Source organism: Massilia mucilaginosa (assembly GCF_011682145.1).
Lineage (GTDB): Bacteria > Pseudomonadota > Gammaproteobacteria > Burkholderiales > Burkholderiaceae_D > Telluria_A > Telluria_A mucilaginosa.
Genome location: NZ_WHJH01000381.1, coordinates 1 through 264 on the forward strand (window position 1 = coordinate 1; position 264 = coordinate 264).

Sequence of the window (264 nt, forward strand, 5' to 3'; positions counted from 1 at the left end):
TGCAGTCGGACGGGGAATTGACGATGGCCTCGACCGGCAAGGACGAGGTGACGGGCAACCTGGTGACCAAGCAGTACCGCGTAAAAGGGCCGGTGATGCTGATGCTGACGACGACCGCCATCGACGTTGACGAGGAGCTGATGAACCGCTGCCTGGTGCTGACGGTGAACGAGAGCCGCGAGCAGACGCGCGCCATCCACGCGCGCCAGCGCAGCCGCCAGACCCTGGCCGGCATGCTGGCCCAGAACGACAAACAGGCGATCA

At 65.2% G+C, this 264-nt stretch carries 1 protein-coding gene; it reads left to right on the forward strand.

Features of this window, described 5'->3' with window-relative positions; translation table 11 throughout:
• The coding region (locus tag F2P45_RS35265; RefSeq protein WP_223164953.1) for a hypothetical protein at window positions 1-264 on the forward strand (264 nt) is incomplete at both ends.